We start from the raw sequence: 19,830 nt of genomic DNA on the forward strand, positions 1-19,830 counted from the left end.
GGTGGTCAGCCACGGCAGGAGAGGGGAGTCCATGGCCGTCATCGTAGTGGCGCGGAAGGGGCTGGGCGAGTGCAGACTGATGGCATGACCGGCTTGGTGGTGTGTGCCGCGGTGCTCATTCTGGCGAGTGTCTTCGGGGCGGTGCGCGCGCTGTGCGGCGGAAGGCTCCGGGCGCGGCGGCGGGATGGCGCGGTGCGCCTGTCGGCGGCGGAGCTCGGGGCCGAACTGGGGGACCGGGTGACGCTGGTCCAGTTTTCCACCGCCTCCTGCGCGCCGTGCCGGCCGACGCGACGGCTGCTCGCGGACATCGCCGGGACGGTGCCGGGCGCGGCGCATGTGGAGATCGACGCGGACGACCGGCTGGAGCTGGTCAGACGGCTGGGGATCCTGCGGACGCCGACCGTGCTGGTGCTCGACCGGGCCGGCCAGGTCGTCGGCAGGGCGTCCGGACAGCCCCGCCGCGCGGAGGTGATGGCAGCCATCGGCACGGCGACCGGGGCCTCAGCCGCCTCGTCGTGATCGAGACGCGTGAGGAAGACGCGTGAGGAAGACGCTGAGGAAGACGAAGGGCGCCGCTCCTTATGTCGTTCCCGTACGAGGCCGCTGCCCGCTGATGCCGGGACCTGCGGCTCCATGACGTCGCGGACCGCCGTGCGAGCGCCGAGCTACGGCGGTGTGAGCCGGGCCGGCCTCCTGCTCACACCTGTCGGCCAGGCCCTGTGCGGTGGGCTTAACCCCTGATGAGCGGGTGCGGAGACACCCGCGTAATGAGCGCTTCATACCGTCACGAGGAGTGGGATCGGGACCGAGCACAGCAAGGGAGGCGCCCGTGGCCGCGCCGGGTTCGCGGAGTGAGGGCACGACGAAGGTGCGGACGGTGTGCTCGTACTGCGGGGTGGGCTGCGGCATGGTCCTCGACGTCGGCAGGGGACCGGACGGGCGGCGTACGGTTCTGAAGGCGACGGGGGACAAGGAGCACCCGGCGAACTTCGGCCGGCTGTGCACCAAGGGTGCGACGACCGCGGACATGCTCGCCGCCCCGGGACGCCTGAGCACCGCGCTCATCCGGCCGGACCGTGGCGAGGAGCCACAGCCCGCGCCCGTGGCGGCCGCCATCGACGAGACCGCCCGCCGTCTGCGCGCGACCCTCGATGAGCACGGCCCCGACGCGGTCGCCCTCTACGTCTCCGGGCAGCTGAGCCTCGAGGCGCAGTACCTGGCGAACAAGCTGGCCAAGGGCTTCATCCGGACGAATCAGATCGAGTCGAACTCCCGCCTGTGCATGGCCAGCGCCGGCACCGGTTACAAGCTGTCGCTTGGCGCGGACGGGCCGCCCGGCTCGTACCAGGACTTCGACAGGGCCGAGGTGTTCTTCGTCATCGGCTCCAACATGGCCGACTGCCACCCCATTCTTTTCCTGCGGATGATGGACCGGATGAAGTCGGCGGGCGCCAAGCTGATCGTCGTCGACCCGCGGCGCACCGCCACCGCCGACAAGGCCGATCTGTTCCTCCAGATCAAGCCGGGTACGGACCTCGCGCTGCTCAACGGGCTGCTGCACCTGCTGCACGCGAATGGCCACACCGACACCGAGTTCATCACCGGCCACACCGAGGGCTGGGAGGCGATGCCCGCCTTCCTCGCCGACTACCCGCCCGCCACCGTTGCGGAGATCACCGGCATCCCGGAGGGCAGCATCCACGAGGCAGCCCGGCTGATCGGCGAGGCCGGGGAATGGATGAGCTGCTGGACGATGGGCCTGAACCAGTCCACACACGGCACCTGGAACACCAACGCCCTGGTCAACCTGCATCTCGCCACCGGCGCGATCTGCCGCCCGGGCAGCGGGCCGTTCTCCCTGACCGGCCAGCCCAACGCCATGGGCGGCCGGGAGATGGGCTACATGGGGCCGGGGCTGCCCGGGCAGCGGTCCGTGCTCGCCGACGCGGACCGGGCCTTCGTCGAGGAACTGTGGGAGCTGGAGCCGGGAGCCCTGCGAGCGGACGGCGTCGGCAAGGGCACGGTCGAGATGTTCCAGAAGATGGTCGACGGAGAGATCAAGGCGTGCTGGATCATCTGCACCAACCCGGTCGCCTCCGTCGCGAACCGCAAGACGGTCATCGAGGGTCTGGAGACCGCCGAGTTCGTCGTTGCGCAGGACGTGTTCGCCGAGACGGAGACGAACGCGTACGCCGATGTTGTGCTGCCCGGCGCGATGTGGACCGAGACCGAGGGCGTCCTGATCAACAGCGAGCGCAATCTCACGCTCGCCCGGCCCGCCGTCGATCCGCCCGGCGAGGCAATGGCGGACTGGCGGATCATCGCGGGCGTGGCCCGTGCGATGGGTTACGAGAAGGGTTTTGCGTACGACAGCGCCGAGGAGGTCTTCGAGGAGATCAAGCGCGCCTGGAACCCGGCGACCGGCTGGGACCTGCGCGGTGTGAGCTACGAGCGGCTGCGTACCACGCCCGTGCAGTGGCCGGCGGCGAGTGCGGAGGGGGCCGACCGCAATCCGGTCCGGTACGTCGGCGAGGACGGCTCGCCGACCTTCCCGACCGCGAGCGGCCGTGCGGTCTTCTACGCCCGCCCGCACATCCCGGCGGCGGAGATGCCCGACGACGACTACCCGTACGTGCTCAACACCGGCCGCCTCCAGCACCAGTGGCACACCCTGACCAAGACGGCCAAGGTCGCCAAGCTGAACAAGCTCAACCCCGGTCCCTTCGTGGAGGTGCATCCGCAGGACGCCGCCGGGCTGGGCCTCGCCGAGGGGGATTCGGTGAGGGTCACCTCGCGGCGCGGGCAGGCCGTGCTGCCCGCGGTGGTCACCGACCGGGTGCGGCCGGGCTGCTGCTTCGTGCCGTTCCACTGGAACGACCTGTTCGGGGAGTACCTGAGCGTCAACGCCGTGACCAGCGACGCCGTCGACCCACTGTCGTTCCAGCCCGAGTTCAAGGTGTCCGCGGTTTCGCTGACCAAGGTGGCCACCCCGGTGACGGTACGGGCTCCGGCCCTGGTGGGCGCGGAGACGGCGGCCCCGGCGTCGGCGGTGACCCCGCCACCGCCCGCCGCACTTCCCACCGCTTCCGTTCCCGCCCCGTTCGGGCTGGAACCCGCGCCGCCGCCGGTCCTGGCCGAACACGAGCGCCGGTATCTGACCGGCTTCCTCGCCGGTATCCCGTCCGGCGGCCCGGGGGTGCCGGTGCTGCCGCCGGACGCCCCGTTCAGCCCGGAGCATGCCGTGTGGGTGAACGGCGTGCTGGCCGGGATGTACTCCAGGACCGACGCGACGTCTGCCACCGAGCTCGACACCGGCGGCTCCCCGCGGTCGTCCGCCCCGTCCCCGGACGCTCCTCGCGGCCAGGTTGTGATCCTCTGGGCGTCGCAGACCGGGAACGCCGAGGAGTTCGCGACCGCCGCGGCGGAGCGGCTCACCGCGGAGGGCCACCCCGCCTCCCTGCTGCCCATGGAGGAGGCGAACCCTGCCGCGCTGCCGTCCGGCGCCGATCTGCTGCTGATCACGAGCACCTTCGGTGATGGCGACGCCCCGGACAACGGAGCCGGGTTCTGGGACGCCCTCGCCTCACCCGACGCCACGCGCCTGAAGGGCAGGCGATACGCCGTCCTGGCGCTCGGCGACTCCTCCTACGACGACTTCTGCGGCCACGGCCGTCGCCTCGACCGGCGCATGGAGGAGCTGGACGCGGTACGGCTGGTCCCGCGCACCGACTGCGAACCGGATTACGAGACCGACGCCGGAGGCTGGCTCGACCGGGTCCTCACCGCGTTGAAGGTCACCGAGCAGCCGGCACCCGCTCCGGACCGCGCCACCCCCGCCGCCCCCCGGCCGAGCCGTCCCGCCCCCGTCACCGCCCGCCTCACCGGCAACCGCCTGTTGAGCCGGCCCGGGGCGGGCAAAGAGGTCCGGCGCTTCACCTTCGACGCCCGGGACAGCGACACCCCGCTGGTCTACGAGACCGGCGACGCCCTGGCGGTACACCCGGTCAACTGGCCGAGTCTGGTGACGGAGTGGCTGGCCGTCACCGGGCTGGACGCGGACGCGACCGTTCAGGTCAAGGGCGTCGGGGACGTGCCCTTCTCCGAGGCCCTGCTGCGCCACCTGGACATCACGCGCGTTTCCTCCGCTCTGCTGCGTTTCGCCGCCGACCGCGCCCGCGACCCGCGCGACCTGCGCAAGCTGCTGCGCCCCGACAACAAGGGCGAGTTGGCGCAGTGGTCCTGGGGGCGCCAGGCCGTCGACGTGGTCGCCGAGTTCGGCATCCGGGCCGGGGCACAGGAGTGGGCCGACGCGCTGGGACGTCTGCGACCCCGTCTGTACTCCATATCCTCCAGCCCCCTGACCGATCCCCACCTGGTGTCGCTGACGGTCTCCGTCGTCCGCTACGAGAGCCTGGGCGGCCGCCCCCGTCAGGGTGTGTGCTCGCCCTTCCTCGCCGACGCCGAGCCCGCCGCCCCGGTGCCGGTCCGTGTCCAGCGGGCGCCGCACTTCCGCCCGCCCGCCGACCCCGCCACACCGGCGGTGATGGTGGGCCCCGGCACGGGCATCGCACCCTTCATCGGCTTCCTGGAGGAACGCCGGGCCCGCGGCCATCGTGCCCCGAACTGGCTGTTCTTCGGCGAACAGCACGAGGCGACCGACTTCTACTACGAGGAGGAGCTGTCCGCGTTCCTCGCCGAGGGCACCCTCACCCGCCTGGACACCGCCTTCTCCCGCGACCAGCGGGCCAAGGTCTACGTCCAGGACCGGATGCGGGAGCACGGGCCGCTGCTGTGGTCCTGGCTCCAGGACGGCGCCCACTTCTACGTGTGCGGTGACGCCTCCCGCATGGCCAAGGACGTCGACCAGGCCCTGCGGGAGATCGCCACCCTCCATGGCGGCCTGGAGGAGGCAGCGGCGGCGGCGTACGTCAAACAACTCGCCACGGACAAGCGCTACGTGCGCGACGTGTACTGACCACGGGCGGGTGGGGGCCCGGGGCGTGTCCCGGCGATGCCGCAACCGAACAGCTCCCCGACGTCCGCGCATTCGGATCGACACGGCCATCCGGGTGAATCCCCCGCCAGAAGAATTGTCCCGCTCGCGTGGGGCCGACACGATGCGCAACGGGCGGGATGCGCGCGGGCCTCGGCATCCGCAGATCGGTTCCCCGGCCCCACTCAGGCAACCAACGAAGACGATCCACGAAGACGATCCACGAAGACGATCCACGAAGGCGACCGACGAAGGCGAGAACATGTACAGCTACGTGCTCGGATTCAACCTGGCGCTGCGCGGCGACGAGGCGAGTCGATTCCTGGAGGAGGCGGTGCGCACCTGGCCGTCTCTATGGGACAGCATCCCCGGGGTGAGGGGATTCCTGCTCCTGCGCGGCGCTTTAGCCTTGGGCGGCCCGTTCGAATACCAGTTGCGAGTGGACATCGACACGCTCAACACCCTCTCCACGATCGACCGCGTCATGGCGTCCGGTGAGGGAGGATGGCGCAAGACGCGCTCCAAGTGGTTCAAAGCCCGCACGGTCGCGCATGCGCGGGTACTCGGCTTCGTCGATGGTGACGAGGGCCATCTCAATGGGCAGGGAGCGATTCACCTGCTCGCTCCCTGCCGGCCCGACGGATCGGGGCAGCCGGAGTCCTGCCTGCAAGCCGTGCGAGAGGTCCCCGGGGTCGTGTCGGCTCAGGTCCTCCGCCCGGCTCTCGCGGCAGCCGACGCACAGGAGGAACTCTGGGTGCGGCTGCAGAGTCTGGACAACCTGGACGCCGTGGCCGCCGCGGGTGGTCTGGCAACCGGTCGAGCCCAGCTGTTCGGGGAGTTGCGCGAGGTCGACGGGGCGCTCTTTGCCGGAGCCTGACGGGGTGTCGCACACGGACACCACGGCCCTGGACGGTCGGTACGCCACCGTCGAGCGTGTCGCGGAGCTTCGTTCGGCGGACTTCGCACAGCTGGCGGACCGCAGCGCCCTGGTGGTGGGATGCGGAGCCCTCGGTGCGGCGGTGGCGTCACATCTCGTGCGCGGTGGCGTGGGAACGGTCCGTGTCATCGACCGTGACATCGTCGAAGTGCGCAACCTCAGCCACCAGATCCTTTACACCGAACAGGACGCGGCCGCACGGCGGTTCAAGGCGGAGGCGGCGGCAGCGCATCTGCTCGGCGTCAACGCGGACTGCCGCGTCGAAGGCGTCGTCGCCGACTTCACACCGGGCAATGCCCTTCGGCTGGCCTCCGGGACCGACGTGCTGGTGGACGGTGCCGACAACTTTGAGACCAAGCTGCTGCTCAACGATGTCGCGGTCGCAACGGGGACCCCGCTGGTCTACGGAGGCTGTGCCGGCACCGAGGGCTCGGTTCTGGCGGTCGTCCCCGGGGTGACCCACTGCCTTCGCTGTCTTTGGCCCACACCGAGCGAATCGGCGAGCCGGATGACGTGTGAGACGCGAGGGGTGCTGCCGTCGACCGTGGCCACCGTGGCCGGCTTGCAGGCGACCGAGGCGTTGAAACTGCTCCTTGGCCTGGACGCCACCGAAGTGTCCGGCCTGGTGCGTATCGACGTCTGGCACGCCGTGCTGCGCCGCGTCCCGCTGCCCGCGTTCGGCACCGGTCCACAGGCGTGTCCCACCTGCGGAGACAGGGATTTCGGCTATCTGCGCGGCGAGTACCGCACAATGACACGTCAGTTGTGCGGCGACGACACCGTACTGCTGTACGCCCCGGCGGCCGCCCCGGATCTGGACCGCCTGAGGCAGCGGCATGGCGCGAACCCCTCGCTGCGCTCCTGGCCCGAGTGTGTGCGGGTCGACATCGACGGTTGCCGCATCGTGGCATTCGCCAGCGGCCGAACGCTGATCCACGGCGCGGGCGGGGTGAACCGGGCCAAGGCCCTCTACACCCGGTATGTGACCGGGTGAGACGGCCTTCGCCAACGGGCTGTACGCGGTCGGTGCGGCCGATGTGTCGCTGACCGGCCGCACCGTGCGCGACACCGCCTGCACCGCCCTGCACCTGGGCGGGCGGAGCCCGCGCCCGGGTGCGCGGCCGCACCGTCGCCGACAGTCCCGAGTGCGGGATGCGGGTGACGGAGCGGGCCGAACTGCTCGCGGACGACTGCGAGGTGACCGGCGCCGAGCCGGCCGGGGTGTGCGTGGAGGGCGGCGACGCCGCGGTGCGCGGCCGAGCCTTACGTCTCGATCTCCGGCTTCGGCCAGTCCGGCCCGCTCGCCGGCGAACCCGGCCACGACGTGACGTACGCGGCTCACGCCGGTGTGGTGGCGCTGTCGGGCACGTCGGGCGGACCGCCCGCGTGGGGCCCCGGGGTGCCGGTCGCCGATCTGTGCGCCGCCATGTCCGCCCTGCTGGCCGCGGTGCACGAGCGGACGAGCACCGGCAAGGGGCGCCACCTGGACGTGTCCATCCGCGACTGCCTCTCCCACTGGCTGAACGCACGGCTGGGCCCGTTCCATCACGCGGGCCTCACCGCACTGGACGACCAGCGGGCGATGGCCTTGGAAAGGCCCGGCTACCACACCTTCACCTGCGTGGACGGGACGGCGATCGCGATCGGGGCCATCGAGGACCACTTCTTCGGGCGACTGGTCCGGACGCTTGGTCTCGCCGAGTGGGCGGAGCCGCGCTGGTCGGCGTACCGGGCGCGGGAGGAGGCCGTGGACGGGATCAACGCGGCGGTGGCCGCGGCCCTGGCCACCCGCGATGCCACGACCGTACTGGCGGAACCGGCGGGGGCGGGCGTCCCGGTGGCCCGGGTCCTGCCGCCGCTGGAGGCGGTGGAGGCGTCCGGCCGCACCGTCGACCACCCGACCGCGGGCCCGCTCCTGCCGTTCCCGGTCGCGATGCCGTCGTAGGTCCGGGTCACAACGTGCATCACACCAGTTCGGGTTGAGGTTCCGGCTGCCACGCTGGTACGGCCTTCGGTTCCCACGCTTTGGTGGTCCGTACGTAGCCGTAGATCACTGAGGCCATCGCCAGCAGGAGAAGGGGACCGGACACCCACGGGTGTTCGGCCATCTCCACCGGCAGATAGCGATACGCCACCAGGAGTGCGGCGAAGACCGTTGAGCCGTAGGTGACCAGCTGGATTGCTGACCGGTCCCAGCCACGGTCGAACGCACGCAGCCCTGCCTCGATCGTGAGCGCGAACACCACCCCGGCAAGGAGATCCACGCCGTAGTGGTATCCGAAGCCCAGCGTTGCGCCGAGCGTGGCAACCAGCCAGAACGTTCCCGCGAAGCGCAGCATCCGTGGGCCCTTGCGGGAATGAATGAAGATCGCGGTAGCCCACGCCGTGTGCAGGCTGGGCATGCAGTTGCGAGGCGTGATCGCGTCGTAGGACACCGGGTGCGGGACAGCGAGTGGCGGCGGCGTGTGCGGCCACAGGTTGGCCACCGCCCATTCCACGCCGCCGGTGCCGGAGGTGCCCGGACCGTAGGCGAAGATCGGTCCGACCACCGGGAAGATCATGTAAATGGCAGGTCCGAGGAGGCCGATCACCAGGAAGGTGCGCACCAGATGATGGCGCGGGAAGCGGCGTTCGACCCCCACGTGACGCAGCTGGTACAGCGTGACGACGATCGCGGCCACCGCGAGCTCACCGTAGACCCAGTCGAGAAGATGGGTACCGATCGGACCGGTGGCCTTGAGGATCCGGCCCGCCACCCACGACGGGTCGCCCAGCGCGTGATCGGCGGTTGCCAGGTACGGGTCGAGCACCGCCGGGCGGGTCTTGGACGTGATGAGCAGCCAGGTATCGCCCGTCTTGCGGCCGGCCACCAGCAGCAGACCCAGCCCGACGCCCTTCAGCAGCAGCGCACGTTCCCGGCCGGTGCGGCGCGTGACAGCGATGACCGCACAGCCCAACATCACCCACAACGCGCCGTTTCCGAAAAGGTGGTCGGCGGCCACCTTGACGTCGACCGCCCACCGCACCAGCACGAAGACGACGTCGATGCCGATCGCGGCACCAGCCGCGATGAACCGTTGCCGCCAGGTGAGCACCACCATCATCAACGCCAGACCGGCGTACAGCGGCCCCGGTTTGGGGGCGAGTACCACCTCTTGCGCCTGGGTGGTGATCGGCCCCGGTTGGCCGCCGTACCGACGCGCGGCGATCTCCAGCGCGATGAGCATTCCGAGGGTCACCACACCCGCCACGACCCACAGGATCGCCCGTGGTTGACGCCACGTGGCGAACCCGATTCTGCGTTTTACTCGCGAAAACATCCGCGATGCTATAGGAATCACTTGTTTGGCCGATTTAGTAGATATTGCCCGAAGAGGTGACTCTTCGCGTCGGATGGTGTGGATTTTTCTGTGAAGGATGGGCGGAGGGCGTTCGTCGTGGGTCCGATCATGCCATCGGAGCGGTACGGGTGGCTTCGCTGGTCACGAGCGGCACGAAGGCCAGCCGCAACGGTGCTCGATGGTCCGGCCTCTCGGGGATGACGGTGAAGCCCTCGACGCCCGGCGGACATCGAGGGCGGCGTCACGGGTTGGCCGATGGCTCCAGCGGCTGTCCGGCACCCACAGCGCACGCTTCGATGGCGTCAAGTCGTCGTATGAGAGCACTCATGCATAGTAGTGATCCCCGTCTGCTCATGTCCTGCCCAAATCACGCGCCCAACTGGCGTCCTGTGAGGAGATGCGCCCTGCTCACCTGCGAAAACGCGTCGCACAGCCGCTATCGGGGCTGTCCACGGCCGCACCGTACGCGGCCTCGGTCCCAGGCCCAGGCCGGCAGCCGTGCGGCGCGCGGCGCGACGTCGCGCGGCGCGCTCGACCGCCCTCAACCGGCCTCAGCGCGGTGTCCGCTCATCACGGCCAGGCTTTCGTCCCGGATGGGGTGTGAGGTGTCGCGGTCGGGGCGGTACGGAGTCAGGGTGGGGTCGGGGGTGGAGGTGGTGAGTTCCTCGGCGGCGAGGGCGGCGAGGAGCGGGGCGAGGGTGACGCCGCTGTGGGTGGTGACGGTGTAGAGACCGGGAGCGTGGAGGTGCGGGCCGACCAGGGGAAGGCCGTCTTCGGGAACGGGGCGGACTCCGACCCGGGTACCTCCGAGGGAGCGGAAGGCGGGCAGGATCGCGGCGCATCGGCTGAGGAGGTCCGCTTCGGGCGGCACATCAGTTGCCGGGGTCGGGGCGAGGAGGGCGTCGACCGGCCAGGAGATGGCGCAGACCCGGTTGCCCGGGGCGGGGCGCAGATCGACGCCGGAGGTCGCGACGATGGCGCGCAGCGGCTCGGCGAGCGGGACGGACTCGCCCACCAGACCGGGGATCTGACGCAGCGGCAGCCGTACACCGGCCAGTTCGGCGATGCGCCCGGCGTCGGGGCCCGCACAGTTGACGACGTGGTCGGCCTCGAAGCGCCGGCCCCGCGCCTCGGCTCCCCGCACCCGTTCGCCGTCCAGCAGGAGGGCGGTGACAGGAGTGTCGTAGCGGATGTCGGCGCCCAGGGCCGCGGCCCGGTCGAGAAGGGTGTGTGCGAAGAGGGGCGCGTCGTACCAGGCGGCGGCGTCGTGCACGACGAGTTCGGTGGCGCGGCAGGAGGCGGGGTCGACGGCAGGGGCGAGAGTGCGCAGTTCGTCGGGGTCGGCCGTCCGGCAGGGGTGCCCCCAGCTGGCGAGGCGCTCGGCACGTGCGCGGAGGATGCGCTGATCCTCCTCGGTGTGGCCCCACTGGACGAGCGGCGCGGGGTGGCGCCAGCCGGGGGCTCCCGTTTCGCCATGGATCTCCTCCTCCAGTTCCCGGTGGAGCGCGGCGCTGCGCTGGTTGAGCAGGAAGTAGGAGTGGGGGGTCTTCAGATGCGTGACGTCGATGGAGAAGGTGGCGCTGGAGGTGCCCGGTGTGCGGCCGCCGGCCTCGAGCACGGTGACGCTGACGCCTGCCTCGGCCAGACGGTGGGCGGTGGCGGCGCCTATCACTCCGGCGCCGATGACGAGGGCACGGGTCATGGAGAGTCCTTCGGTCACAGTCAGAGATGGGGGGTGGGGTCAGCCCAGTCCTTGCCCGGGATGCCCGGGATACCCGGGATGCCCAGGATGCTCGGGGTGCCCGGGGTGGTCGGAAAACCTTGCTTCAGAGAACCTTGCTGAGGAAGGCGCGGGTGCGTTCGTGGCGCGGGTCGCTCAGCACGTCCGCCGGCGGGCCGGTCTCGACAACGGCTCCGTCGTCCATGAACACCAGCGAGTCGCCGACTTCCCGGGCGAAGCCCATCTCGTGGGTGACGACGACCATGGTCATGCCGTCCTCGGCGAGCGCTCGCATCACCTCCAGCACCTCGCCGACGAGTTCGGGGTCGAGCGCGGAGGTGGGTTCGTCGAAGAGCATGAGTTCGGGCCGCATCGCCAGAGCGCGGGCAATGGCCACCCGTTGCTGCTGGCCGCCGGAGAGCTGGGCGGGGTAGCTGTGTGTCTTGTCGGCGAGGCCGACGCGGTCGAGCAGCTTCGCGCCGCGTTCGCGTGCCCGTTCCTTCGGTTCCTTCCTGACCTGGACGGGGGCCTCGATGACGTTTTCCAGCGCCGTCATGTGCGGAAAGAGGTTGAATCGCTGGAAGACCATGCCGATGCCCCGGCGGCGCCGGGAGACGGCCTTGTCGCTCAGCTCGTACAGCTTGCCGTCCCGCTCTTCGTAGCCGACGAGCTCGTCGCGGACGTACAGGCGTCCCCGGTCGATGGTCTCCAGATGGTTGATGCAGCGCAGGAAGGTGGACTTGCCGGAGCCGGAGGGGCCCACCAGGCACATCACCTCGCCGGGGTCGACTGTCAGGTCGATGCCCTTGAGCACGTCCGTCCGGCCGAAGCTCTTGTGCACGCCCTCGGCTCTGATCACGGCTGATGTCAACGTGCGCTCTCCTCACGGTGGTTCCGGGCCGCTGCGCGCAGCCGCTGGAGCGGGGTGGGCGGCAGGTCGCGGCCGGCACCGCGGCCGAAGCGCCGTTCCAGGTAGTACTGGCCGACGTTGAGCACGGAGGTTGCCACCAGGTACCAGAAGCAGGCGACGACCAGCAGCGGAACCTGCTGGAAGTTGCGTGAGTAGATGCCCTGGATGGAGGTCAGCAGCTCGGGCACGGCGATGGCGAAAACCAGCGAGGTGGTCTTCAGCATGGAGATCGCCTGGTTGCCGGTGGGCGGGATGATGATGCGCAGCGCCTGCGGCAGCACGATGCGGCGCAGGGTCTGTCCGCGGGACATGCCCAGCGCCTGGGCGGCCTCGCTCTGGCCGTCGTCGACGGAGGTGATGCCCGCGCGGACGATCTCGGCCATGTACGCCGCCTCGTGCAGCCCGAGGCCCAGGACGGCGGCGGTGAGCTGGGTGATGAGGACGTTGGTGTCGGCCTCCACGAACGTCGGTCCCCAGGGAATACCGACGCCGATGGTGGGGACGACCGCGGAGAGGAAGTACCAGAAGAGGAGCTGGACCAGCAGCGGGGTGCCGCGGAAGAGCCAGATGTAGCACCAGCTCAGCCGGGACAGCATCGGGTTGGCGGACATCCGCAGGACGGCGAGGAGAACACCGCCGACGATACCGAGTGCCATGGCGAGGGCCGTCAGCAGCAGCGTGGTCCGCAGTCCCTCCATGATCACCGGCGAGAAGAGGAACTCCCCGACGGTTCCCCACTGCATACGGGGATTGGTGATCCAGCCCTCCAGGAGGAAGACCAGCAGGAAGGTCACCAGGACCGCGGCGACGCGCAGCCCTGGACGGCGCACCGGGACGGCGCGCAGGGACTCGGCGGCGCCGCTGGAACCGGCCCCGCCGGAGCCCGCCCGGGTGAGGGTCTCGGTCATGCCGCGCCCCCGTTCACCGTGGCGCGCTTCAGGGCCCCGGACGTGATGTTCCACTGCTTGAGGATCTTCGCGTAGGTGCCGTTGTCGATGAGTTTCTGCATGGCCCCGCGGACAGCCCGTACCAAGGTCCGTTCCTCCTTGTTGATCAGGATTCCGTAGGGCAGGAAGCGATACGGCTCACCGGCCGTACGGAACCTGCCGTGCGACATCTCCGCCTGGTAGATGACGGTGGGGGTGCCGCCGACGAACGCGTCGGCGCGGCCCGTGGACAGCGCCTGGAAGCAGCCGACCGAGTCGGGGAAGACCAGCTTCTCCAGCTCCGGCTTGCCGTCCGCCGCGCACTTCTCGGCCTGCGCCGCCACATCGTCCACCTGCGAGGTGCCCTGCTCGACGGCGACCTGGCTGCCGCACAGACTGGTGAGGGAGCGGATGTTCCCGGCCGCCTTCTCGGAGGCGAGGATCGAGCTGCTGGTCTTCATGTAATCGACGAAGGTGACCTGGGCCTGGCGTTCCTTCTTGTCGAGCATGGCCTGGATCGCCACGTCGTAGCGGTTCGACCGGACCCCGCCGATGATGCTGTCGAAGTTCGCCTGCACCAGGTGCACGCGGACGCCGAGGATCTGGCCGATCGCTCGAATGAGGTCGGGTTCGGCGCCGATGACGGTCTTGTTGTCGATGTCCAGGAGGGACAGTGGCGGGTAGTCGTTGCCGACAGCCGAAGCGAGGGAACCTTTGTCGCGAATGTCCTGGGGGAGCAGGGTGCGGAGTGCGGGGTCGACGCGCTGCTCGGGCACCTTGGACTGATTGACGGTCGCGGTGCCACCACAGGCCGTCACGGTCAACACGAGCAGCGCCGCGAGCACGAGGGGATATGCGGTGGCGCGGGCCCGCGCATGCCTTCCGGGCACGGTGCCTCCCTTCTGGGCTGCTGGTCAGGGACCGGCTGGGGCTGGTGGACACCCAATGTGCGGGATGCCGGTGACCCGGGCAAGAACAGGGAGAATGAACGTTTCCGAGCAGTGTGTTAAGTTCAGCTGATGCTGACTCCGCCGCAGCTCCAGGCGATATGCGAGGTGGTCGACGCAGGCTCGTTCCGTACGGCCGCCCAGCGCCTCGGCTACACGCCCTCCGCCATCTCCCAGCAGATTTCCACCGTCGAGCGCGCCCTGGGCGTCCCGCTCTTCGAGCGCTCACCGCGCAGCGTGCGGCCCACTCCGGCCGGGCTCCAGCTCGCCCGGCGCGCGGGACAGCTGCTGGCCGACCTGGCGGCGACGGAGAACGAGATGCGCGGCTACGCCGCCGCCGAGCGAGGGCGACTGCGCCTGGGCAGCTTCTGGTCCGCGGGGTTCCGGCTGGTGCCGACGGTGCTGACGGGGTTCCTCCGCGACCGGCCCGAGGTCGACGTCCGCTACGAGGAAGGCGACCCGCAGGTCACCGTGCCCGCGGTATTGGAGGGGCGGCTGGATCTCGCCGTCATCTTCGAGTACGGGGTGGTCCCGCACAGCTGGCCCGAGGGCCTGGAACACACCCTGGTGCGGGAAGAGCCGCTCTACCTTCTCCTCCCCGCGGGACACCCCCTCGCCGGCCGGCCGCATATCCGCCTCGCCGACCTGCGGGACGAGCGCTGGATCAGCTACCACGAGGACACGGACGCCGCTCGCTGCCTGCGCCACATCTGCGCGGCCGGCGGCTTTCTGCCCGAGGTGCTCTTCCGTACGAACGACTACAACCTGCCCTACGAACTGGTCCGCCAGGGCCTGGGAGTGGCGATCGCACCGGAACTTGCCATCGTGGACGCCGCCACCTCACCCGACACCTCCGGCACCCGCCTCGTCCGGCTCACCGACCCCGCCCACACCCGTCGGGTCTATGCCACCCGACGTACCACCGACCCCAACCCCTTCCTCCCTCAAGCCATCGCCCTCCTGCACACCGCGGCGGCGGCCCTGCCGGAGCGGAGTGAAGAGGAAAGGAGTGTGCGCTGAGCGGGGCCGGTCGGGGGCCGACCCGGTGTGCTGGGTCTCCTGAGAAAGCCGGCCGGGAGGACGACGGCTATCTGCTGACCGTCGTCTTCGACCTCGAGCAGGACGCCTCGCAGCTGCTGGTCCTCGATGCCTCCGGTCTCGACCGCGTCGCCACCGTCCACCTGCCCCAGCGCGTGGGCGCCGGACTTCACGGCTCCTGGATCCCCGACAGCGCCCTGGACGGCAGCGCCCGCTGAACGCCGACGGGGCTCCCCGCGCTCGGGCGCAGTGGCGCCACGTGTTCGGGGAGCCCGTCGGTGTCACTCGGTGGCGTGCCTCCGGTCAGGACTGGGGGCGGCTGCCGTGGTTGGCTCCGTTCTTACGACGGGCCTTCTTCTTACGACGTCGCTTCGACGACATATCGACTCCTCTCCGGCGATGTTTTCGCCCTATCTGTACCGATTACATCGGTGTCTCAAGCGGTGATCAGGCCGCGCGTACCCAGACTCGCACCACGTCATCCTTTTTCGTGAAGCACCTCACGCCGCTGGCCTCGGAGCCGATCGACGCGCGGCGGAAATCAGCTACCGTGCCGGCCGGAAAGGGCGGAGACTCCTCTCGTGGCTGACATGGGGTCGTGCCGGGAGGCGGTCATCACGTGGGCAGCCGGTGGTCCCGGCGATCCCGCGCGTGAGCCGGCCGCGCGGCTGCCCGTCCGGGCAGCTGTCCTGCTCGGAGGGCCGAGCGATGTCGCGGCGGTCAGTGCGCTGGCCGCGCGCCGCGGCCGGGACCTGGCGGACGAAGGAGTCTGCGTCCTGCCGATGGGCGGTGCGATGACGCGGGCGTCCCCGTCGCCTGGGGCTGCGCGACGGAGGCGACCGCGCTGGCGGGGCCCGATGCCGGGTCCGCCTGGGACCCGGCGGCGTACCCGCGTGCCGGGTCAGCCGCGCGGGGGCTGGACCATCCTGCGGCCCGCGGTCGCGCCGCCGTGCCCCACTCCACCCGCCGGCCGCAGAAGCCCACGCGGGCGCCCTCGGCGGCGAACGCCTTCGCCGCCGCCCGGCCGATGCCGGAGGTCGCGCCGGTGATCAGCACCGTCCTGCCCGCGAACCGGCCTGCCCCGCGGCGCCCGCGGGGGGCGGCCGCGGCGCGGCCCGAGGCTCCCAGCGCCGTCGCCGCGGCCGCCCCTGCCAGGCCCAGCATGGGGCCGCCAAGTAGGGCCCGCCGGCCGAACTCCGGCTCGGACGCCCGCGCGCGCCCCCCGTCGTGCCCGGCCTCCTCTGCCCGTGCCGCCCCGGCGGCGGCCCGGTGGCCGCTCGCGCCGGACCCGCTCACGCGCACGCCGTTCATGCCTTTCACGCTACTCAGGCCGCTCTTGTCTCTTTCATCGCTCGTGCCGTTCATGCCGTCCCCGTCCGCCTCGTCTCTACTGGTGGCCATGCCGCAACCCTCGCCGGGCGCGGCCCGCCCAGTCCTCCCTCCGCGGGCCGTGATCGGCGGCCTGAAGGAGGAGCGGGCCTCCTCCCGTCGCAGGAGTCCGGCGTTCCGGGCTGCGCCTATCGTCGGCCTGGTGAATCCCCCATGGCTGGAGCGCGCCTTCGACGAGCGTTACGCGGTGGCTCGGGCGCTGCTGATGTCCGTCGCCCTTGCCGGCGATCTGCTGCTACTGCACCGACCGAGGAAATGCCACCGAGTGGGCGCTCGCGGCTTGCGGACTCATACCGTGCGCGGTCGTGAGCCGCCGGCCGGGGACGGCACTGGCGGTCGCGACCGCACTGCTGGTGGCCGCGCACCGGCTGGACGCCGGCATCGTGCCGGCGCCGAAGGTGCTGGCTGCCGTCGTCCTCTTCGAGCTGGCGGCGGTGCGGTCCGGCCGGGCGCCGGTGGCGGGGGCGGCCGTGCTCGCCCTGGCGACCCGTCCTGAACGTGGAGAGCCCGGCCGCCCTCGCGGTGGGCGGCCCGCACCAGGCGCTGGAACTGACGCGGACGCAGCCCGGTGAACACCTCTATGAGCTCGCGGCGTTGTGCGGTGACGATCTGCACACGAAGCCCGACGCAGCACCGGACCAGGAGTCACGAGCCAGCCTTTAGGAGCCGTCGGTGGTCCCAGCCTCATGCACCGCTCGCAGGGCGCTTTCCAGCGCATGACGAAGGTGTGTCCGCGCGTCCCCCGCATCGGCCTTGCTCAGCAGTGCCGAAAGGAATTCCGGGTCCGGGTAGCCGCTGCCCCGGGACTCCTTCGTCGCCCACAGCTGAGACCAAATGGAGATCATTATTTCGTTGCAGGCTTGAGCCTGCGCGAACCGCCGCGGATCTGCATCGGTGAAGATATCGCGTGCCGAGATCCCCAGCCGATGGCCCACGGCGATCAGGAACGTCTCCCTCGATGGCGAATCCAGAATTGCCAGTACGCGGTCGCGAGCACTCATTGGTCCATGTCCCAGAAATCTTCGTCCGTCATCGGCCGACCTCCACCATAGGATTCGCGAGGCAGTGAATCCACGTCGTACCCACGTGACCGCAGCACGGCGATCCTGGTGTTTCCGTTCATGATAGTGCCGTCCGGCTTGACGATCAGTGGCTCATGTGCCCCTGGCCTCAAAGAGAAGACGATGTCTTCCGTGTCCTGCTTGTGCCAGAAGTCCAGTGAACTCCTGTCGAGCGAGCTATCCGGGTGCAGTGGCGTGAGCGGTTCTCCACAGCCTTCGAGGCCGAGGGGGTCCTGCCACGTGTGGGGGTTGGAGACATAGGAGTAGGGATTGGGGGCCGGGGCGAGACCGAGGGGGTCGGGGGTGAGGTAGCCGGCGGTTTCCGGGTCGTAGTAGCGGTGGTGGTTGTAGTGGAGACCGGTTTCCGGGTCGGCGTATTGGCCGGGGAATCGGAGTGGGCAGTCCGTATCGTCCGGTGGGGTGGGCAGGAGGGTGCCCCAGAGGGTGGTGCGGGCCTGCCAGGCGAGGGTGCCGTCGGGGGTGACCAGTTCGGTGGGTGTGCCGACCAGGTCCGTGACGATCGCGTGGAAACGTGCGTCGTCATCGGATTGCGGGATGTCGGCGAGAGCAAGGATCGAGCCGGTGTTCTCGGGGCGGGCAGTCCGTGTCCGATGGAGGGACTGGGATACGGGGCGGTGGGTGCCCGGGGCGTAATCCCATGTCGTCACCGTGCCATCCGGGCTTATGCGTTCGGCCAGGCGTGTGTCATCCCAGGTGAAGGTGACGGTGTTGCCATCGGGGCCGGTTTTGGCCATGCGGCGGCCGAGGGGGTCGTAGGTGTAGGTCCATTCGTGGCCGTCGGGGGTGGTGGCTTTGGCGAGCCGGTCCTGGGCGTTCCAGGTGTAGGTCCAGGTGCGGGTCTGGCCGTTGAGGAGTTTCCGGGTTCTGCGGATCAGGCGGCCTGCGGCGTCGTGCTCGTAGGTGGTCCGCCCCGCATGGCGGATGAGGGCGCCGGTGTAGGTGCGGTCGCCGGTGGCGGGGTGGTCCGGTGCGGTGGCGTGGGTCTGGTTGCCCGACGTGTCGTAGGCGTACTTCTCCGTCCAGCCGTGCGCCTGGACCCCGGTCACCCGTCCCATCGTGTCGTGGGTGAAGCGGCGTGTCCCGGTGGTGAGTTCGCGGACCTGCGTGACCCAGCCGTCGGCGCGGTAGCTGTAGGCACGATGCTGAAGAAGGCCGCCCTGGGGGGGAGGCGGTCAGGCTCTGCGCAGTCAGGCGGCCCGATTCGTTCCACGTCTGGTTGAGGGTGACCGCTCCGGTGGCACGCTCGATTTCGCGGCGCGCGGCGTCGTGGGTGAAGGTGAGGGTCTGCCCGGCGGTGGTGAGCGTCGCCGGCAGGCCCGTTGGGCCGTACGTCCAGGCGGAGGTCAGGCCCGATGGGGCCATGCGATGGGTGCGGTTGCCTGCCGCGTCATAGGTGTAGGTCGTGGTGCGGCCGTTGACGGTCTCGGCGACGACGCGGTTGAGCGCATCGCGTTCCAAGGCCAACCGCACATCCGCGTTGGCCGCGCTGAGCAGCGTTCCGTTGCTGTCGTAGGTGTAGGTGGTCTGCTCGCCGGTGGTCTTGTCCTGCTGGGCGACCACGTGGCCCCCCGCGTCGCGGACGTAACCCACCGTCTGGCCCAGGGAGTTGGTCTGCGCGGTGAGGTGGCCTGCGGCGTCGCGGGTGTAGGTGCGGGTCACGCCGTTGAAGTCGGTCTCGGCGATCAGGCGGCCCGCGGGATCGTACTCATAACGCCACTCGTGCCCTTGGGGATTGGTGACGGTGGTCAAGCGCAGTTCGGTGTCGTAGCCGAAGGCGTAGTGCGCGCCATCGGGATCGGTGCGCGTTGCGGGCTGGTCGAAGTGGGTGTGGGTGTAGCTGGTGGTGTGTCCGGCCTGGTCGGTGTGGAGGGCGAGATTGCCCTCGGTGTCCCACTGCCACACTTCTCGAGCGCCGTCGGGGGTTTCGCGCCAGGCGGGCTTGCCCTCGATGGTCCAGCCGTGCCGGGTGGTGTGGCCGAGCGGGTCGGTGAGGGCAGTGATCCGGCCGTGTGGGCCTCGGCGGACGTGGGTGGTGTGTCCGAGGGCGTTGGTGATGGCGACCGGGAGGCCCGCGGGGTTCGGAGTGACCTCGGTGGTGTGTCCGAGGGCGTCGGTGATGGACGTCAGATGGCCTGAGGTGTTGTAACCGTAGTGGGTGGTGGCGCCGGTGGGGTCGGTGGTGGAGGTGCGGTCTCCGCGGTCGTTGTAGGTGTGGCGCCAGATCGCGCCGTTCGGCTCGCGGAGCTCCGTGGGGAGGTCCTGGTCGTCGTAAACGGCGTGGACGGTGGTGCCGTCGGGGCGTTCGATGGCGATCAGGTGGTCGTGGTCGTCGTAGCGGTAGCGGGTGGTGTGGCCCAGGGGGTCGGTGATGGCGATCGGGTGGCGGTTGCCCTCGTCCCATTCGGTGTGGGTGGTGTTGCCCAGTGGGTCGGTCTCCGCGATGACCTTGTATGCCTCGTTGCGGACGTAGGTGGTGGTGTTGCCCTGGGAGTCGGTGTAGCGGTTGGTGCGGTCGTCGTCGCCGTAGTGCATGCGGCCGGAGAGGAT

The 19,830-nt window shown here is 70.3% G+C and carries 15 protein-coding genes and 4 pseudogenes; 9 read left to right on the forward strand and 10 right to left on the reverse strand.

Annotation, left to right across the window (positions count from 1 at the left end; translation table 11 throughout):
• Positions 1-84: 84 nt before the first annotated feature.
• From HUT19_RS34395 to HUT19_RS34415, 5 genes are all read left to right on the forward strand, one after another.
• Positions 85-519: a thioredoxin family protein gene (locus HUT19_RS34395; protein ID WP_176184194.1), complete on the forward strand. Its 435-nt coding sequence runs from the start codon at positions 85-87 to the stop codon at positions 517-519.
• Between the two features lie 310 nt (positions 520-829).
• On the forward strand, positions 830-4,975 hold the full coding sequence (locus tag HUT19_RS34400) for a bifunctional nitrate reductase/sulfite reductase flavoprotein subunit alpha (protein ID WP_176184196.1): 4,146 nt from the start codon (positions 830-832) through the stop codon (positions 4,973-4,975).
• A 280-nt stretch (positions 4,976-5,255) separates the two neighbouring features.
• Positions 5,256-5,870, forward strand: coding sequence for a hypothetical protein (locus HUT19_RS34405; RefSeq protein ID WP_176184198.1), 615 nt, complete (start codon positions 5,256-5,258; stop codon positions 5,868-5,870).
• 4 nt (positions 5,871-5,874) lie between these two features.
• Positions 5,875-6,924, forward strand: a complete 1,050-nt coding sequence (locus HUT19_RS34410) for a ThiF family adenylyltransferase (protein WP_176184200.1) — start codon at positions 5,875-5,877, stop codon at positions 6,922-6,924.
• 279 nt (positions 6,925-7,203) lie between these two features.
• Positions 7,204-7,875 carry a CoA transferase gene (locus HUT19_RS34415; protein WP_176187632.1) on the forward strand — a complete coding sequence of 224 codons (672 nt, stop codon included), beginning with the start codon at positions 7,204-7,206 and terminating at the stop codon, positions 7,873-7,875.
• A 19-nt stretch (positions 7,876-7,894) separates the two neighbouring features.
• Here the strand turns inward: HUT19_RS34415 and HUT19_RS34420 are convergent, their stop codons facing one another.
• The 5 genes from HUT19_RS34420 to HUT19_RS34440 form a co-directional block, all read right to left on the reverse strand.
• Positions 7,895-9,250, reverse strand: a complete 1,356-nt coding sequence (locus HUT19_RS34420; protein WP_176187634.1) for a phosphatase PAP2 family protein — start codon at positions 9,248-9,250, stop codon at positions 7,895-7,897.
• Between the two features lie 562 nt (positions 9,251-9,812).
• Positions 9,813-10,973, reverse strand: coding sequence for an FAD-binding oxidoreductase (locus HUT19_RS34425; protein WP_176184202.1), 1,161 nt, complete (start codon positions 10,971-10,973; stop codon positions 9,813-9,815).
• 124 nt (positions 10,974-11,097) lie between these two features.
• Positions 11,098-11,850, reverse strand: coding sequence for an amino acid ABC transporter ATP-binding protein (locus HUT19_RS34430; protein WP_176187636.1), 753 nt, complete (start codon positions 11,848-11,850; stop codon positions 11,098-11,100).
• 8 nt (positions 11,851-11,858) lie between these two features.
• Positions 11,859-12,809 carry an amino acid ABC transporter permease gene (locus tag HUT19_RS34435; protein ID WP_176184204.1) on the reverse strand — a complete coding sequence of 317 codons (951 nt, stop codon included), beginning with the start codon at positions 12,807-12,809 and terminating at the stop codon, positions 11,859-11,861.
• Entirely contained in the window at positions 12,806-13,717 is a 912-nt protein-coding gene (locus HUT19_RS34440) for an ABC transporter substrate-binding protein (RefSeq protein WP_176184206.1), read from the reverse strand. Before HUT19_RS34440 ends, HUT19_RS34435 begins: the two co-directional genes overlap by 4 nt.
• Positions 13,718-13,846: 129 nt before the next feature.
• Between HUT19_RS34440 and HUT19_RS34445 the strand changes: the two genes are divergently transcribed.
• The 3 genes and pseudogenes from HUT19_RS34445 to HUT19_RS43480 form a co-directional block, all read left to right on the forward strand.
• Complete coding sequence (locus HUT19_RS34445; protein WP_176184208.1) at positions 13,847-14,794, forward strand: LysR family transcriptional regulator; 948 nt, start codon at positions 13,847-13,849, stop codon at positions 14,792-14,794.
• Positions 14,791-15,030: a carotenoid oxygenase family protein gene (locus HUT19_RS34450; RefSeq protein WP_303332624.1), complete on the forward strand. Its 240-nt coding sequence runs from the start codon at positions 14,791-14,793 to the stop codon at positions 15,028-15,030. Before HUT19_RS34445 ends, HUT19_RS34450 begins: the two co-directional genes overlap by 4 nt.
• A 363-nt stretch (positions 15,031-15,393) precedes the next feature.
• Positions 15,394-15,609, forward strand: a pseudogene (locus HUT19_RS43480) (ATP-dependent endonuclease); the annotation flags it as partial.
• A gap of 166 nt (positions 15,610-15,775) precedes the next feature.
• Here HUT19_RS43480 and HUT19_RS43485 read toward each other — a convergent pair.
• Positions 15,776-15,976: pseudogene (locus tag HUT19_RS43485) on the reverse strand (SDR family NAD(P)-dependent oxidoreductase); the annotation flags it as partial.
• A 530-nt stretch (positions 15,977-16,506) separates the two neighbouring features.
• Between HUT19_RS43485 and HUT19_RS34460 the strand changes: the two are divergent.
• Positions 16,507-16,773, forward strand: a complete 267-nt coding sequence (locus HUT19_RS34460; RefSeq protein ID WP_176184210.1) for a hypothetical protein — start codon at positions 16,507-16,509, stop codon at positions 16,771-16,773.
• A gap of 87 nt (positions 16,774-16,860) precedes the next feature.
• Here the strand turns inward: HUT19_RS34460 and HUT19_RS34465 are convergent, their stop codons facing one another.
• The 4 genes and pseudogenes from HUT19_RS34465 to HUT19_RS43505 form a co-directional block, all read right to left on the reverse strand.
• Positions 16,861-17,202 carry a hypothetical protein gene (locus HUT19_RS34465; RefSeq protein ID WP_176184212.1) on the reverse strand — a complete coding sequence of 114 codons (342 nt, stop codon included), beginning with the start codon at positions 17,200-17,202 and terminating at the stop codon, positions 16,861-16,863.
• The gene (locus tag HUT19_RS43490; RefSeq protein WP_254886268.1) at positions 17,199-18,017 is read right to left on the reverse strand and encodes an RHS repeat-associated core domain-containing protein; all 819 of its coding nucleotides are present in this window, start codon (positions 18,015-18,017) and stop codon (positions 17,199-17,201) included. The genes HUT19_RS34465 and HUT19_RS43490 overlap by 4 nt, the downstream gene beginning before the upstream one ends.
• 18 nt (positions 18,018-18,035) lie before the next feature.
• Positions 18,036-18,338 (reverse strand): annotated as a pseudogene (locus HUT19_RS43500) (hypothetical protein); the annotation flags it as partial.
• A 331-nt stretch (positions 18,339-18,669) separates the two neighbouring features.
• A pseudogene (locus HUT19_RS43505) lies at positions 18,670-19,815 on the reverse strand (type IV secretion protein Rhs); the annotation flags it as partial.
• Positions 19,816-19,830 lie beyond the last annotated feature (15 nt).

It is taken from the genome of Streptomyces sp. NA02950, assembly GCF_013364155.1.
In the GTDB taxonomy this organism is placed as follows: Bacteria; Actinomycetota; Actinomycetes; order Streptomycetales; family Streptomycetaceae; genus Streptomyces.

Bases quoted from the DNA above. Each gene is read 5' to 3' on its own strand.
- HUT19_RS34435 (WP_176184204.1), bottom strand. From the start codon at position 12,809: ATGACCGAGACCCTCACCCGGGCGGGCTCCGGCGGGGCCGGTTCCAGC.
- HUT19_RS34445 (WP_176184208.1), top strand. From the start codon at position 13,847: ATGCTGACTCCGCCGCAGCTCCAGGCGATATGCGAGGTGGTCGACGCA.
- HUT19_RS34395 (WP_176184194.1), top strand. From the start codon at position 85: ATGACCGGCTTGGTGGTGTGTGCCGCGGTGCTCATTCTGGCGAGTGTC.
- HUT19_RS34465 (WP_176184212.1), bottom strand. From the start codon at position 17,202: ATGAGTGCTCGCGACCGCGTACTGGCAATTCTGGATTCGCCATCGAGG.
- HUT19_RS34420 (WP_176187634.1), bottom strand. From the start codon at position 9,250: ATGTTTTCGCGAGTAAAACGCAGAATCGGGTTCGCCACGTGGCGTCAA.
- HUT19_RS34405 (WP_176184198.1), top strand. From the start codon at position 5,256: ATGTACAGCTACGTGCTCGGATTCAACCTGGCGCTGCGCGGCGACGAG.
- HUT19_RS43490 (WP_254886268.1), bottom strand. From the start codon at position 18,017: ATGGCCAAAACCGGCCCCGATGGCAACACCGTCACCTTCACCTGGGAT.
- HUT19_RS34425 (WP_176184202.1), bottom strand. From the start codon at position 10,973: ATGACCCGTGCCCTCGTCATCGGCGCCGGAGTGATAGGCGCCGCCACC.